The sequence below is a fragment of the Streptacidiphilus jeojiensis genome (assembly GCF_042510965.1).
GTDB lineage: Bacteria > Actinomycetota > Actinomycetes > Streptomycetales > Streptomycetaceae > Streptacidiphilus > Streptacidiphilus jeojiensis.
Map to the genome: position 1 here is coordinate 33,033 of NZ_JBEUKS010000011.1, position 14,230 is coordinate 47,262.

The window sequence follows — 14,230 nt, forward strand, 5'->3', positions numbered from 1 at the left end:
GCGGGGGCCGGGCTGCGGCCGGGCGGCCGAACAGGGCGAGCGCGATCGGATATCCACTCATATCGTATGAATATCCCTGGTCCCACCGTGACGACCAGGGCTTTCTCGATCTGGAGGCCGCGTGCGTGCAGTGAGCGAGGAATGGGGAGCGGGCCGCGGCGCGGGTCGCACCGCCGGGCTCGCCCGCTGCGCCGCCGTCCTGGCGCTGGCCGGGGTGCTGCTCGGCGGCGCGGTCCCCTACGACTCGGCCGGCACCAGGCTCTCGCTCAGCTACCTGGTGGTGGGCCGTCAGAGCGGCCCCGGCGCGCTGCCCGCGCTGGAGCGTGCCGTGCGCGACGGCGGTGGCCGGGTGGTCGCCGAGTACCCCCAGATCGGTACGGTGCTGGCGTACGCCGGCGACTCCGACTTCGCGGCGCGGGTGCGCCGGGAGCCCGGTGTGCTGGTCGCCGGTGCGAGCCGGACCGCTCCGTTCGCGGATTCGGGCGCCGGATCGTCCGGATCCTCCGGATCGGTCGCCACCGGCGCCTCCGGGCCGGGCCCGTCCGCCCAGGACTCGCTGCATCAAGACTCGCTACATCAAGACTCGCAACATCAAGACGCCGTGCACCAGGACGACACCCCGCCCGCGCCCGACCCGCACGGCCAGCCGCAGTGGAACCAGCGGATGATGGCGGGCGGCCCGCTCCCGTCGGCGGCGGCGCTGCGCGGAACCGTGGTCGCGGTGCTCGACTCCGGGGTCGACGACACCCATCCGGACCTGCGCCAGGCCGTCGACCCCAGCGCCTCGGCGTCCTGCGCCACCGGCAGCCCCGACAGCGCCCCCGGCGCCTGGCGGCCCGACCCCCAGGTGGGGGAGAGCGGCCACGGCACCCACGTCAGCGGCATCATCGCCGCCGACCGGCCCGGCGACGGCGTGGCCGGGGTGGCCCCGGGCGTGCGGATCGCCGCTGTGCGGCTGCTCGGCCCGGCCGGGCAGTACTACGGCGAGAACATGGTCTGCGGCTTCCTCTGGGCGGCCGACCACGGCGCCCGGGTGATCAACGACAGCTACTTCTCCGACCCGTGGAAGTACAACTGCCCCGAGGACCCGGACCAGGCCGCCATCACCGCCGCCGTCGGCCGGGCGGTGGCCTACGCCCAGCGGCGCGGCGCCGTGGTGGTCGCCTCGGCCGGCAACGACGCCCAGGACCTGGGCGCCCCCCGCACCGACGACCGCAGCCCGAACGACCGGGCCGACGGCGCCCCGCAGCCCGACCGCCACCTCGGCGCCGAGTGCATCCGCCTCCCCGGCGGCCTGCCCGGAGTGGTGGACGTGACCGCGGTGGACGCCGACGGCAGCCTCGCCGGCTACTCCAACTGGGGCGAGGGCCGGGTGCAGCTGGCGGCGCCGGGCGGGGACCCGGACGGCGGACCCGACCAGTCCGTGGTGTCCGACTGGCCCGGCGGCGGCTACGCCGCCCTGGCCGGCACCTCCATGGCCGCCGCCCACGTCAGCGCCGCCGCGGCGGTGGAGGCGGCCCGGCACCCCGGGGACAGCAGCGCCGAACTGGTCCGGCTGCTGGAGCAGGCGGCGCTGCCGGTGCAGTGCCCGTCCGGGAACGTGGGCGGCAGCGGCTGCCCGGGGGCGGCCTACTACGGCTACGGGCTGGTCGAACTGCCGACCCGCTAGGCCGGTGGACGATGTCCGATACTGGACGCCATGCGCTTGACGGAGTTCTGGAAGAGGATGGACGCCCACTTCGGGGCGGGGTACGCGGACAGCTTCGCGCGGGACCACGTGATGACCGAGCTGGGCGGCCGCACGGTGCACCAGGCCCTGGACGCGGGCTGGGAGGCCAAGGACGTCTGGCGGGTGGTCTGCACGGTCATGGACGTACCGGCCTCGCTGCGCTGAACCCGGCGGATTCTGGGACAGACTGGCCCGGTGGCAGCCACCGATGACATCTCCCAGGACCAGCGGTCCGCATCCGACCCGATAGCCCGTGAGCACCTCCTGCGCGGTATGCCGCGCTGGCTGCCCCGGGCGATGGTGGTCGGCCTGCTGCTGGTCGCCCTGTTCGAGCTGGCCAGCTGGGCCTTCCTGCAGCTGACCGGGTTCCTGTCGACCCTGCTGGTCTCCTTCGTCTTCTCGCTGGCCATGGAGCCGGCGGTGGACCGGATGGCGGCCCGCGGGATGCGGCGGGGGCTGGCGACCTTCCTGGTGTTCCTGGTCACCGTGGTGCTGGCGCTGGGTTTCGTCGCCGCGCTGGTGACCCTGCTGGTCGACCAGGTGGGCCAGGTCGCGGCACAGTTGCCGCACCTGCTGGACTCGCTGATCGAGTGGGTCAACAGCACCTTCCACAGCGACTTCTCGATGGACAAGCTGCAGCAGACGCTGCTGAACAACGCGGGCAGCATCGAGCAGTACGCCCAGAAGGCCGCCAACAACATCTGGGGGGTGTCCAGCTCGCTGCTGGGCGGGCTGTTCCAGCTCTTCACCATCGCCCTGTTCACCTTCTACTTCACCGCCGACGGCCCCAGGATGCGGCGCGCCCTGTGCTCGATGCTGCCGCCGGCCCGGCAGGCCGAGGTGCTGCGGGCCTGGGAGATCGGCATCGAGAAGACCGGCGGCTACCTCTACTCGCGGGCGCTGCTGGCCGTGGTCTCGGCGCTGTCCCACTACGTGATGCTGAAGCTGCTGGGCATCCCGTACGCGGGGGCGCTGGCGGTGTGGGTCGGGGTGATCTCGCAGTTCATCCCCACCATCGGCACCTATCTGGCCGGGGCGCTGCCGATGCTGGTCGGGCTGACCGTGGACCCGATGGACGCCGTCTGGATCCTGATCTTCGTGGTGGTCTACCAGCAGGTCGAGAACTACCTGCTGCAACCGAGGATCACCGCGCGCACGGTGGAGATCCATCCGGCGGTGGCCTTCGGCTCGGTCATCGCCGGGGCGGCGCTGCTGGGCGCGGTCGGCGCGCTGATCGCGATCCCGGTGACGGCCACGCTGCAGGGATTCCTCGGCACCTACATTCGCCGTTACGAGGTGGTGGTGCCGACTACGGGGAGGGCGCGCGGAGGTGCGCGGCGCGCCGGTGCAGTTGGGGAAGGCCCAGCTCAGGAGGGTGGTCGTGGTGGGCAGGATGGGTCGGATGAGGGTAATGCGGGTGAATCGAACTGATGTTCCCTATACTGGGGAACGGCGAGTTGTCCACAGGGTCGGATCCGCACGGCGGCCGATTGTCAGTGGTGCGCGCTAGCGTCTTTGGTGATGAAGCGCTCAGCACAGACCCCCAGGACGGAATCCATGGCAGCGAATGACCGCGAGCGGGCCCTCGAGACCGCGCTCGCCCAGATTGAACGGCAGTTCGGCAAGGGCTCGGTGATGCGCCTCGGCGACGAGACGCGGGCCCCGATCGAGGTCATCCCGACCGGCTCGATCGCGCTGGACATCGCCCTCGGCGTCGGCGGCCTGCCGCGCGGCCGGGTGGTCGAGGTGTACGGACCGGAGTCCTCCGGCAAGACCACCCTCACCCTGCACGCGGTGGCCAACGCCCAGAAGGCGGGCGGCATCGTCGCCTTCATCGACGCCGAGCACGCGCTCGACCCCGACTACGCCAAGAAGCTCGGCGTGGACACCGACGCGCTGCTGGTCTCCCAGCCGGACACCGGCGAGCAGGCGCTGGAGATCACGGACATGCTGATCCGTTCCGGCGCGGTCGACCTGATCGTCATCGACTCGGTGGCGGCGCTGGTGCCCCGCGCCGAGATCGAGGGTGAGATGGGCGACTCGCACGTCGGTCTGCAGGCCCGGCTGATGAGCCAGGCGCTGCGCAAGATCACCGGTGCGCTGAGCCAGTCCAAGACCACCGCGATCTTCATCAACCAGCTCCGGGAGAAGGTCGGCGTGATGTTCGGCTCCCCGGAGACCACCACCGGTGGCCGGGCGCTGAAGTTCTACGCCTCGGTGCGGCTGGATATCCGCCGGATCGAGACCCTGAAGGACGGCACCGAGGCGGTCGGCAACCGCACCCGGGTCAAGGTCGTCAAGAACAAGGTCGCCTCGCCGTTCAAGCAGGCCGAGTTCGACATCATCTACGGCCAGGGCATCAGCCGCGAGGGCGGCCTGATCGACATGGGCGTGGAGCAGGGCTTCGTGCGCAAGGCCGGTGCCTGGTACACCTACGAGGGCGACCAGCTGGGGCAGGGCAAGGAGAACGCCCGCAACTTCCTCCGGGACAACCCCGAGCTGGCCGACGAGATCGAGAACAAGATCAAGGAGAAGCTGGGCGTCGGCCCGCGCAAGGTCGAGGGTTCCGCCGAGCCCGCGGTGAAGGAGATCACCCCGGTGGTGAAGTCGGTGACCACCCGGGCCAGCAAGGCCAGGGCGGAGAAGGCAGCCGCTGCCGCGGCGACTCCCGTGGTCCCTGAGCCCGCCGCCCCGGCCGCCGCTCCCGCGACGCCGGCCGAGCCGGTGACCGCCGCGGCCAAGTCCTGACCGTGCCGCCGGAACGCGAGGCCTGGGGGCCGCTCGACTGGTCGGTCAACGGTGTCGGCGGGGAGGAGTTCGACCTCCTCCCCGCCGACACCGAGCCCCTGCCTGCGTTCCTGCCGGCCGATGAGCAGCCCGAGGAGCAGGCCCCCGAGGGAGCCCCCGGGGAGCCGAAGGACCCGGTCGCGCAGGCGAAGGCGATCTGCCTGCGGCTGCTCACCGGATCGTCGAAGACCCGGAAGCAGCTCGCGGACGCGATGCGCAAGCGGGAGATCCCGGACGACATCGCCGAGCAGGTGCTCGACCGCTACGAGGAGGTCGGGCTGATCGACGACAGCGCCTTCGCCGGCGCCTGGGTGGAGTCGCGGCACCGCGGCCGGGGCCTGGCCCGCCGGGCCCTGGCGATGGAGCTGCGCAGTCGGGGTGTGGACAACGGAGTGGTGGCCGAGGCCGTCGCCCAGCTCGATCCGGAACGCGAGGCGGACACGGCGCGGGAGCTGGTCGAGCGCAAGCTGCGTTCGACCCGCGGCCTGGAGCGGCAGGTCCGGATCCGACGCCTGGCCGGGATGCTCGCCCGGCGCGGCTACTCGGAGGGGCTGGCACTGCGGGTCGTCCGTGCCGCATTGGATCGGGAGCAGGAGTTGGAGCTGGAGCAGGAAGAGGGGGATCCATTGGCGTGAACGCTCGGAGGACGGGGCAAGGAGGTTGTGTGAACGGGCTGGTGACGAATGGTCAGATCTGATCGCTATCTTGACCGTTTCGTAACCTACCCGTAGCCTCACCTTCAGTGAGGGAGGGCCCATGGAGATCGCGCTTGTCGTATTGGCCGGTCTGGCCCTGGCGGCGCTGTTGTATGCCGCCTTCACCCACCGCCGCCGCAGTCGCGAGGAGCGCGAGGAAGCGGCCAGGCTGCGCATCGAGTGGGAACGCCGGGAACTCCGCAGTGCCGAGCGCGAACGCCGGCTGGACGAGGAGCAGCGGCGCCTGCACAACTGCGCGGTCGACGCGGCCGAGATCCAGGCCGTTCTCGCCCGGCAGCGTGAGGAGCTGCGGGCCGAGGCGGCCATGGCGGAGGCCGAACGGCGGCTGGCCCTGGAGCGGGTCGCCGGTCTGAGCGGTGCCCAGGCCAGGGCCGAGATCGTGCACGCGGCCGAGGAACAGGCCAAGCGGGAGGCGGTCCGGACGGTCCGCGAGATCGAGCGCAGGGCGCGAGCCGAGGGCGAGGCCCGGGCCCGGGAGATCGTCGCCACCGCCGTCCAACGGGTGGCCGCCCAGCAGACCGCCGAGTCGGTGGTCACCACGGTGCGGCTGCCGGGGGACGAGATGAAGGGCCGGATCATCGGCCGCGAGGGCCGCAACATCCGCTCCTTCGAGTCCGTCACCGGCGTCAGCCTGGTGATCGACGACACCCCCGCCTCGGTGCTGCTGTCCTGCTTCGACCCGGTGCGCAGGGAGGTCGGCCGGCTGACGCTGGAGGCACTGGTGGCCGACGGCAGGATCCAGCCGCTGCGGATCGAGGAAGAGTACGAGCGCAGCCTGGCCGCGGTGGAGCGGCAGTGCGAGCGTGCGGCCGAGGACGCGCTCGCCGAGATCGGTGTCGGTGAGATGCACCCGGAACTGCTGCGGCTGCTGGGGCGGCTCCGCTACCGGACCTCCTACGGGCAGAACGTGCTGGGCCATCTCGTCGAGTCCGCCCACATCGCCGGGATGATGGCAGCCGAGCTGCGGGTGGACCCGGCACTGGTGAAGCGCTGCACGCTGCTCCACGACGTGGGCAAGGCGGTCACCCATGAGGTGGAGGGCAGCCACGCGCTGATCGGCGCCGAGCTGGCCCGCCGCTACGGCGAGGCCGACGAGGTCGTCCATGCGATAGAGGCGCACCACAACGAGGTCGACCCGCAGACCGTCGAGGCGGTGCTGACCCAGGCCGCGGACGCCTGCTCCGGCGGGCGGCCCGGCGCGCGCCGGGAGTCGCTGGAGCTGTACGCCCGCAGGCTGGAGCGGCTGGAGCAGATCGCCCGCCGGCACGAGGGTGTGCACAAGGTCTTCGCCATGCAGGCCGGGCGCGAGGTCAGGGTGATGGTGCTGCCGGAGGCCGTGGACGACCTCCAGGCGCAGGTCATCGCCCGTGACGTGGCCAAGCAGGTGGAGGAGGAGCTGACCTACCCCGGGCAGATCCGGATCACCGTGATCAGGGAGAGCCGGGCCACGGAGTTCGCCCGGTAGGGCCTTCGGCTGCAGGCCGTAGATGGCTGGTCGCGCAGTTCCCCGCGCCCCTAAGGGGGCTGCAACTGACCCACTGCGAGAAAGTTGCACTAATCAGGGGCGCGGGGAACTGCGCGACAAGCCCACTACGGTCCGCAGTCGAAAACGGTCAGAACCCCGTCATCCCGGCGCCGTCACCGGCAGCCCCGCCGCCGCCCAGGCCTGGAACCCGCCGATCAGGTCGGTGGCCCGGCTCAGCCCCAGCGCCTGGAGCGAGCGCGCGGCCAGGCTGGAGGCGTAACCCTCGTTGCAGACCACGATGACCTGCAGATCGTGCCCGGTGGCCTCCGGCAGCCGGTAGTCGCACAGCGGGTCCAGCCGCCACTCCAGCTCATTGCGCTCCACCACCAGCGCACCGGGGACGGTACCGTCCCGGTCCCGGAGCGCCGCGTAGCGGATGTCCACCAGCACCGCCCCGGACTCCGCCACCGCTGCGGCGGCCTGCTCGGGGCTCAGCCGGTCCAGCTTCTCGCGCTCGCGTTCGAGCAGTTCGTCGATGCCGACCGCCACCATCACCACTCCTCGGGGATCTCGACCAGCCTCAGCCGCAGCACGTCGCCGCTGCGCTCATAGCGTCGCAGCTTGGGCAGCGGCGGGTAGTAGCAGTGCACCGAGACGGCGTGCCGCTCGTCCGAGGGGTTGATCACCTGGTGCACATGGTGCGGGCCGAAGGAGCGGCCCCGGCCCTCGGGCAGGCTGCGCTGCCGGTCGACCCCTTCCTGCAGTTCCAGGCTGCGCCAGCCGTCGGTGGGGATGGGCAGCCCCAGCGACAACTCGCTGAGCTCGCCGTCGGCGGTGACGAACGCGCCGCTGGATCCGCCGTGGTCGTGCCAGCCGGTCTCCGACCCGGGCGGCCAGCCGATCAGCCAGGCCTCGCTGCCGTGCGGACCCTCGATGCGGACCCAGGTGCGCTGCTCGGGGTCGAGCGGCAGCTGCGCCAGCACCTCCGGATCCGCGGCGGTCGCTCTGGCGAAGGCCAGCAGTTCGGTGAGGGTGGGGGCCGGCGTTTCCGTGCGGGTACGGGTGGTCGACATGGGGGCATCCTGGGGTCTGAAAAGGCGGCCGGATACGCGGAAGCGGTGCGCGGCGCTGCGCACTGGACGCGCTCACGGCGGCAGGGGGTGCCGACGGAGCGCGCTGCTACGGGTGCGTGGGTACGGCGCAGCAACCCCGGGAACCGGGGCGTGCGCGAAGGTGCGGCGAGGCGGCCGCGACAGGTGCGGTGGATCTACCGGGGCAGGACGGCTGCTAGCCGGCCGTACAGAGGGCGCCTACGTACCGGACCAGGTCCAGGTGGGCGCGCCGGACCAGACGGACGCTGGTCGCACCGGTGAGGGACAGCACTCCGACGTCCCGGGGGGCGACACCCGGGCTCTCCGCCGAAACTCCGAGTGGCCGAAGCCACCTGCACTGCTGCCGCATGGGCGTCAGTGAAGCACGGAGCAGGGTGATCGTCAATACTGATCAAGCGTCAGACGGCTGTGGATCAGCTGTGGAATCCCGCCGGATCCTGCCCCGTCGTGCCCGCTCAGGCCCTGGCCCGGTCGCCCGCGACGCGCGCGTCGGCCGGCCGTGCCGCACCGGCGGACCGCGGGGTCGGCAGGTCCGCGGAGCCGCCGCGGGCCCGGTCGGCGAGCGCCCACAGATCGTCCGGACGGCAGCCGCGGAGCGCGGCGACCAGATGGCCGTCCGGGCGGATCAGCAGCACGGTGTGCGGCGGCGCGGACGGGTAGTCCTCGGTGACCAGCAGTTCGGCGGGCAGCGGCAGCGCCCTGGTGGCCTCGCTGAGCTGCGGCATCAGACCGGCGCCGAGCCAGTGCTCGACCGCCCAGACCCCGGTGCCCGGCGCGACCAGGACCACCAGGAACCCCCGGCCCAGCCTGGCCCGCAGCCGGTCGGTGGAGCCGTCCGGGGTCACCACCGGCACGTCCGGGACGAGCACCCCGGGGCTGGTCGGCGACAGTGCCGGGGTCAGCGAGGGACGGTTCCGCTCGGGGTAGGCCGGGGCCGCGCCCAGCCGGCCCCGGCCCAGGGTTCCGTCGGACAGCAGGGTGGCATTGCGGCGCAGCGAGCCGGAGAGCACGCTGCGCCGGGCCTCCAGCAGCGGGGTGGCGGGCTCCAGCAGCGGCATGGCCTGGTCCACGGCCCGCAGCCGGGCGATCACCGAACTCCGCCGCTCCTGCTGATAGGTCGTCAGCAGCCGCTCGGTGGCGCAGTTGTGCCAGACCAGGGCGAGCTTCCAGGCCAGGTTGTCGGCGTCGCGCAGACCCTCGTCCAGGTTCTGCATCCCCAGCGCGCCGAGCAGGTGCGCCGCGTCCCCGGCCAGGAACACCCGACCGACCTGGAAGCGGGTGGCCAACCGCTGCTGCACCGTGTAGTCGGCGGTGGTGACCAGCTCGTACCCGGGGACGGTGCCCTCGTGCCAGCCGGCCAGGGTGGCCTGGAGCTGCTCGACCAGGGCGTCGGGGGCGAGCGGTCCGTGCCCGACCGGCAGCCGCCAGTCGAGCCGCCAGACGCCGTCCGGCAGCGGGCGGGCCGTCACCTCGCGGCTGACCTGGGCCCGGTCGCTGTGCGGATCCCGGTGCAGCCGGGCCTCGCCGGGGAACGGGAGGTCGACCCGGACGGTGGCGACGGCGTAGTGGTCGGCGGCGGTACGGCCGGGGAAGCGCAGCTGCAGCTGCTTGCGCACGGTGGAGCGTGGTCCGTCGCAGCCCACCAGGTGGCTGCCGCGCCACCAGGTGCGCCGGGCGTGCACGCTGACCCCGTCCTCGTCCTGTTCGATCTCGCTGACCGGCGAGTCGTGGACCAGCTCGATCAGCGGGGTGGCCGAGACGGCGTCGCGCAGCCCGCGCTCCAGCCGGTGCTGGGCCAGGTGCAGCAGCTCGTCGTCGGGCAGTGGCAGGTGCAGCAGCTCGCGGTTGCGCCGCAGGGTGCGCCAGGAGGTCCAGGCGCGGCCGTCGGCGGTGACCCGGCCGTAGCCGATCCTGGCCAGGAACTCGGTGGTGTCGGCACGCAGTACGGTCGAGCGTGCCCCCTCGGGGGACACCCCGGCGCCGTCGTCCAGCACCACGGTGGGCACCTGGTGGCGCGCGAGCGCCAGAGCCAGCGCCAGCCCGACCGGGCCGGCGCCGACGATGATCACGGGGTCCACGGCTGCCTCTCGACTCCGACGGGGCCGCCCGCAGCCTTGGGTGCCGGCGGTCGCCGGACTTCTCGGTGCGGGCAGGACCGGTCCTGGAGTCACTGCAACAGATCGCCTGGTGCGGCGTCAAGCAGCTTCGGGGGTACGCCGGTTCGTGGCGCGGCCGACCCGCGCCCGCGCCGCGCCCGCCCCGGCGGGCACGTCAGCGCTGCGCGCCCCCGTTCGCCCCACCCGCCAGGAAGTCACGGGCCCGGGCGGTGCGCGGAGTGGTGAAGAACTCCTCGGGGGTGGCGCGTTCGATGATGCGGCCGCCGGCCATGAAGAGGATCCGGTCGGCGGCGGCGCGGGCGAAGGCGGGGTCGCTGGTGGCGAGCAGCGCCGCCATGCCCTCGGCGGCCAGTTCGCGCAGCACCGTGGGGGCGCCGGTGCCGCAGGGCTCGTCCAGCAGCAGCAGCCGGGGGTTGACCGCCAGGGCCCGGGCTATCGACACCAGCTGGCGCTGGCCGCTGGTCAGTTCCCAGGGGTAGCTGGCCGCGCAGTCGCCCGCTCCGACCCGTTCCAGCAGGACCTGGGCCCGCCGGGCGGCCTCGGCCTGGGTCAGCCGGCGCAGCCAGGCCTGTCCCAGGGCGACGTTCTGCAGCACGGTCCGATAGGCGAAGAGTTCGTCGGGGTCCCGAGCGGGTCGGCGGGTCCAGAGCAGCGGGCGCCGGCGGGGGAGCAGCTTGCGGCCCTCGACGCAGATGCTTCCCGAGTCGATCCGTTCGGCCCCGTTGATCGCCCGGAACAGGGTGGACTTCCCGGCGCCGAGCGGGCCGAGCACGGCGACGACCTCCCCGGCGCACAGGTCCAGGTCGATCTCGTGCAGCACCTGCACCAGTCCCTGGCGCTTGCTGACGCCGCGCAGGGTGACCAGGCTCGCGCCCTCCTGCTGCACGCCGTCGCGCACGTCGGTGCCCCCCTCGCCAACTGGTGATCACCTCAGACGATATGCCTGCTCGCAGCGGGGAAGCGAAACATCTGAGGGGGATTTGAGGTAGCGCCACCGGTGACGTTCATCGCAGCTCGGTAACGGTCCGTGTGCTCCCGGGGACATCCTCTTGACCGGGAGGGCACAACCGGGATGGGGTACTGCACACGGGAGTGCCCGGCACCGGACCTCCCGGTACCGCCCCCGACCGGCACCCGAGGCCCGCACCGCAGAGGAGTCGACCGTGCGCCTGCTCCTTGTCGAGGACGACGACCATGTGGCCGCAGCGCTGGTGGCCGTGCTGACCAAGCACGGTTTCGAGGTGCGCCACGCCAGGACCGGCAACGAGGCGCTGGACGCCCTGGTGCCGGACGGGCGCGGCCCCTACCGGGTGGTGCTGCTGGACCTGGGGCTGCCCGACCGGGACGGCTTCGACGTCTGCGGTCAGATCCGCCGCCGCGGCGGCATCCCGGTGATCATGGTCACGGCCCGTTCGGACATCAACTCCCGGATCCACGGACTGAACCTCGGCGCCGACGACTACGTGGTGAAGCCCTACGACATGGGGGAGCTGCTGGCCCGGATCCACGCGGTGGCCCGGCGCGGCGCCGCCCCGCAGCCCGTCGCCGACCAGGCCCGCCCCGCCGAGACGGCCGCCGAGCGGATCAGCCGCTCCTGCGGTCTGCGGCTGGACCCCGCCGCCCGCAAGGCCCTGGTCCACGACCGGGACGTGCCGCTGACCCGCAAGGAGTACGACCTGCTGGCGCTGCTGGCGCAGAGCCCCGGAGTGGTGATCCGCCGCGAGCAGATCATCAGCGAGGTCTGGCGCAGCAGCTGGGAGGGGACCTCGCGGACCCTGGAGGTCCATGTCGCCTCGCTGCGGCAGAAGCTCGCCGTCCCCTCGCTGATCGAGACGGTGCGCGGGGTCGGCTACCGGCTGGTCGTCGAGCCCGCCGGTGAGCGGCGGCCGGGCCCGTCGGCCGCTCCGGCCGCTGGTTGATGCGCACCCGCCTGCTCGGCATCCTGCTCGCCCTGATGGCCTGCGTGCTGGTCGCCCTCGGTCTGCCGCTGGCCATCAGCGAGGCCGCGGCCGAGCAGCAGCGCCTGGTGGTGGACCGGATCGACGACACCGCGCGCTTCGCCGCGCTGGCCCAGAACCCGATCGGCCAGTCCGGCACCCCGGCCGCGCAGGAGCAGCTGAACACGCTGATCACGGAGCTGCGCCGGTACTACGACGTCTACGGCATCAGGGCCGGGGTGTTCGGGCTCGACGGCAATCCGGTCACCGCCGACCCGTCCGACTGGACCGACGCCGCGCACGGCGCCTCGGCCCAGGCCTTCGCCGAGGCGCTGGACGGGCGCCGCAGCCATGACCCGGCGCAGGCCTGGCCCTGGCAGTCGCACCGCGAACTGGTGGTCGCCTCGCCGGTGGTGTGGGACGGGGACGTGGTCGCCGTGGTGGTCACCGAGTCTCCGACCGGGGCGCTGGACGCCCGGATCCTGCGCCGCTGGCTGCTGCTGGCCGGGGGTGAGGCGGGCGCCGTGCTGGTGGCCGTCGCGGCGGCGGTGCTGCTCACCGGCTGGGTGCTGCGTCCGGTCCAGGACCTGGACAAGGTGACCCATGACATCGCCACCGGACGGCTCGCCTCCCGGGTCGCCCCGGCCGGCGGCCCGCCCGAGCTGCGGCGGCTGGCCCGGGCCTTCAACGAGATGGCCGACCATGTCGAGCAGGTGCTGGACCAGCAGCGGGCCTTCGTCGCCGACGCCTCGCACCAGCTGCGCAACCCGCTCGCGGCGCTGATGCTGCGGGTCGAGGCGATGGGGATGGAACTGCCGGACGGCCACGAGGACGAGCTGGCCGGGGTCCGGGTCGAGGGGCGCAGGCTGGCCTCGGTCCTGGACGACCTGCTCGGTCTGGCCGTCGCCGAGAACGCGGGCCACGGCGCCGAGCCGACGGACCTGTCCGCGCTCGCCGCGGTACGGGTCGAGGGCTGGACGGCGCTGGCCGCCGAGCGCGGGGTCGGTCTGGACCTGGTGGAGCCGGCGGGACCGCTGCTGGGCCTGGCCGACCCGGTCGGGTACGGCAGTGCGCTGGACGCGGTGATCGACAACGCCCTCAAGTTCACCCCGGCCGGGGAGCGGGTGCGGGTAGCCGTGCTGGAGCGGAGTGCACCGGGACGGGTCGCGGTGGCGGTGTCGGACGCCGGGCCCGGGCTGACCGAGGAGGAGCTGGGCCGGATCGGCGACCGCTTCTGGCGCAGCCCGCGCCACCAGAACGTGGACGGCTCCGGTCTCGGCCTCTCCATCGCCAGGACCCTGCTCGCGGCCTCGGGGGGCTCGTTGGAGTTCACCCCCAACGAGCCCTGCGGGCTGACCGTCACCCTCACCGTCCCCTCCGCCGGAGGGTCCGGAGGGTCAGCGGGGCGGCGGGCCTGACCGCCTGCCGCCTCCGCGGTTGACCTGCCGAACGGTCAGACGCGGCACAGCAGTTCACCGTGCAGCACGCTGAACCAGCCGTCCGGGTCGGCGGCCCAGCCGCTCCATCCGGCCGAGATCCGCTGCAGGTCCGCCTCGGTGGCGAAGCCCTCGGCCAGCGCCTGGGCGGCGATCGCCGACGAGCTGATCCGCTCCGCCCACATCCCGCCCCACCAGGCACGCTCCTCGTCGGAGGCGTAGCACCAGGTGCCGGATCCGGACTGGATCCGCTCGAAGCCGGCCGCCCGTGCCCAGGACCGCAGCATCCGCCCCGCCTCGGGCTCCCCGCCGTTGCTCCGGGCGACGCGGTGGTACAGCGCGTTCCACTCGTCCAGCTCGGGGCGGGCCGGGAACCAGGTGAAGGCGGCGTAGTCGGAGTCGCGCGCCGCGACCACCCCGCCCGGGCGGCAGACCCGACGCATCTCCCGCAGCGCCTGGACCGGGTCGGCCACGTGCTGCAGCACCTGGTGGGCGTGTACCACGTCGAAGGAGTCGTCCGGATAGGGCAGTTGATGGATGTCGGCGGTCGCGAAGACGATGCCCTCGACGCCGGCCTCCGCCGCCGTCCGCTCGGCCTGCGCCACCACCTCGGCGGAGCTGTCCACGGCGGTGACCCGGCCCGGAGCCACCAGCCCGGCCAGGTCGGCGGTGATGGTGCCCGGGCCGCAGCCGACGTCCAGCAGCTCCTGACCCGGTTTCAGTTCCGGTACCAGGTAGGCCGCGGAGTTGGCCGCGGTGCGCCAGCTGTGCGAGCGCAGCACGGAGGGGTGGAAGCCGTGGGTGTAGGTGGCCTTGCTGCTCATGGTCGTCTCCCTGTCGGTGCGTCAGTGGAACTTCCGATGTCCGGGACTCTAGGCACTGTCTCTCTGGTTGAGAAGATTCGTCTCATATATCGAGACAGCGAATTGGC

The 14,230-nt window shown here is 72.9% G+C and carries 13 protein-coding genes; 8 read left to right on the forward strand and 5 right to left on the reverse strand.

Annotated features, from left to right (window positions below; all coding sequences use genetic code 11):
• Positions 1–121: 121 nt before the first annotated feature.
• The 6 genes from ABUW04_RS27665 (at position 122) to rny (ending at position 6,697) form a co-directional block, all read left to right on the forward strand.
• The gene (locus ABUW04_RS27665; RefSeq protein ID WP_380567016.1) at positions 122–1,669 is read left to right on the forward strand and encodes a S8 family peptidase; all 1,548 of its coding nucleotides are present in this window, start codon (positions 122–124) and stop codon (positions 1,667–1,669) included.
• Positions 1,670–1,699: 30 nt separating this feature from the next.
• On the forward strand, positions 1,700–1,894 hold the full coding sequence (locus tag ABUW04_RS27670) for a DUF3046 domain-containing protein (RefSeq protein WP_030259206.1): 195 nt from the start codon (positions 1,700–1,702) through the stop codon (positions 1,892–1,894).
• Positions 1,895–1,924: 30 nt separating this feature from the next.
• Entirely contained in the window at positions 1,925–3,160 is a 1,236-nt protein-coding gene (locus tag ABUW04_RS27675) for an AI-2E family transporter (RefSeq protein ID WP_380567017.1), read from the forward strand.
• Between the two features lie 126 nt (positions 3,161–3,286).
• Positions 3,287–4,477, forward strand: coding sequence for a recombinase RecA (recA, locus tag ABUW04_RS27680; RefSeq protein WP_030259202.1), 1,191 nt, complete (start codon positions 3,287–3,289; stop codon positions 4,475–4,477).
• Between the two features lie 2 nt (positions 4,478–4,479).
• On the forward strand, positions 4,480–5,151 hold the full coding sequence (recX, locus tag ABUW04_RS27685) for a recombination regulator RecX (protein WP_380567019.1): 672 nt from the start codon (positions 4,480–4,482) through the stop codon (positions 5,149–5,151).
• 121 nt (positions 5,152–5,272) lie between these two features.
• Entirely contained in the window at positions 5,273–6,697 is a 1,425-nt protein-coding gene (gene rny, locus ABUW04_RS27690; RefSeq protein ID WP_030259198.1) for a ribonuclease Y, read from the forward strand.
• A 159-nt stretch (positions 6,698–6,856) separates the two neighbouring features.
• On the opposite strand, the gene ABUW04_RS27695 is transcribed toward rny, so the two are convergent.
• From ABUW04_RS27695 to ABUW04_RS27710, 4 genes are all read right to left on the reverse strand, one after another.
• Entirely contained in the window at positions 6,857–7,249 is a 393-nt protein-coding gene (locus tag ABUW04_RS27695; RefSeq protein WP_380567021.1) for a rhodanese-like domain-containing protein, read from the reverse strand.
• Positions 7,249–7,770, reverse strand: a complete 522-nt coding sequence (locus tag ABUW04_RS27700; RefSeq protein WP_030259193.1) for a cupin domain-containing protein — start codon at positions 7,768–7,770, stop codon at positions 7,249–7,251. The genes ABUW04_RS27695 and ABUW04_RS27700 overlap by 1 nt, the downstream gene beginning before the upstream one ends.
• 494 nt (positions 7,771–8,264) lie before the next feature.
• A complete protein-coding gene (locus ABUW04_RS27705; RefSeq protein WP_380567023.1) occupies positions 8,265–9,887 on the reverse strand; it encodes an FAD-dependent monooxygenase in 1,623 nt (540 codons plus the stop codon).
• Between the two features lie 193 nt (positions 9,888–10,080).
• Positions 10,081–10,824, reverse strand: a complete 744-nt coding sequence (locus ABUW04_RS27710; RefSeq protein ID WP_030259186.1) for an amino acid ABC transporter ATP-binding protein — start codon at positions 10,822–10,824, stop codon at positions 10,081–10,083.
• Positions 10,825–11,089: 265 nt separating this feature from the next.
• Here ABUW04_RS27710 and ABUW04_RS27715 point away from each other — a divergent pair, with 265 nt between their 5' ends.
• Together ABUW04_RS27715 and ABUW04_RS27720 are read left to right on the forward strand one after the other, a co-directional pair.
• Positions 11,090–11,845, forward strand: a complete 756-nt coding sequence (locus ABUW04_RS27715) for a response regulator transcription factor (RefSeq protein ID WP_030259183.1) — start codon at positions 11,090–11,092, stop codon at positions 11,843–11,845.
• Positions 11,845–13,281 carry a sensor histidine kinase gene (locus ABUW04_RS27720; RefSeq protein WP_030259181.1) on the forward strand — a complete coding sequence of 479 codons (1,437 nt, stop codon included), beginning with the start codon at positions 11,845–11,847 and terminating at the stop codon, positions 13,279–13,281. Before ABUW04_RS27715 ends, ABUW04_RS27720 begins: the two co-directional genes overlap by 1 nt.
• A 35-nt stretch (positions 13,282–13,316) precedes the next feature.
• Here the strand turns inward: ABUW04_RS27720 and ABUW04_RS27725 are convergent, their stop codons facing one another.
• Complete coding sequence (locus ABUW04_RS27725; protein WP_380567025.1) at positions 13,317–14,123, reverse strand: class I SAM-dependent methyltransferase; 807 nt, start codon at positions 14,121–14,123, stop codon at positions 13,317–13,319.
• Positions 14,124–14,230: the final 107 nt, after the last annotated feature.

Coding starts and splice junctions, on each gene's coding strand:
- ABUW04_RS27670 (WP_030259206.1), top strand. CDS start 1,700: ATGCGCTTGACGGAGTTCTGGAAGAGGATGGACGCCCACTTCGGGGCG.
- recA (WP_030259202.1), top strand. CDS start 3,287: ATGGCAGCGAATGACCGCGAGCGGGCCCTCGAGACCGCGCTCGCCCAG.
- rny (WP_030259198.1), top strand. CDS start 5,273: ATGGAGATCGCGCTTGTCGTATTGGCCGGTCTGGCCCTGGCGGCGCTG.
- ABUW04_RS27695 (WP_380567021.1), bottom strand. CDS start 7,249: ATGGTGGCGGTCGGCATCGACGAACTGCTCGAACGCGAGCGCGAGAAG.
- ABUW04_RS27700 (WP_030259193.1), bottom strand. CDS start 7,770: ATGTCGACCACCCGTACCCGCACGGAAACGCCGGCCCCCACCCTCACC.
- ABUW04_RS27720 (WP_030259181.1), top strand. CDS start 11,845: ATGCGCACCCGCCTGCTCGGCATCCTGCTCGCCCTGATGGCCTGCGTG.
- ABUW04_RS27725 (WP_380567025.1), bottom strand. CDS start 14,123: ATGAGCAGCAAGGCCACCTACACCCACGGCTTCCACCCCTCCGTGCTG.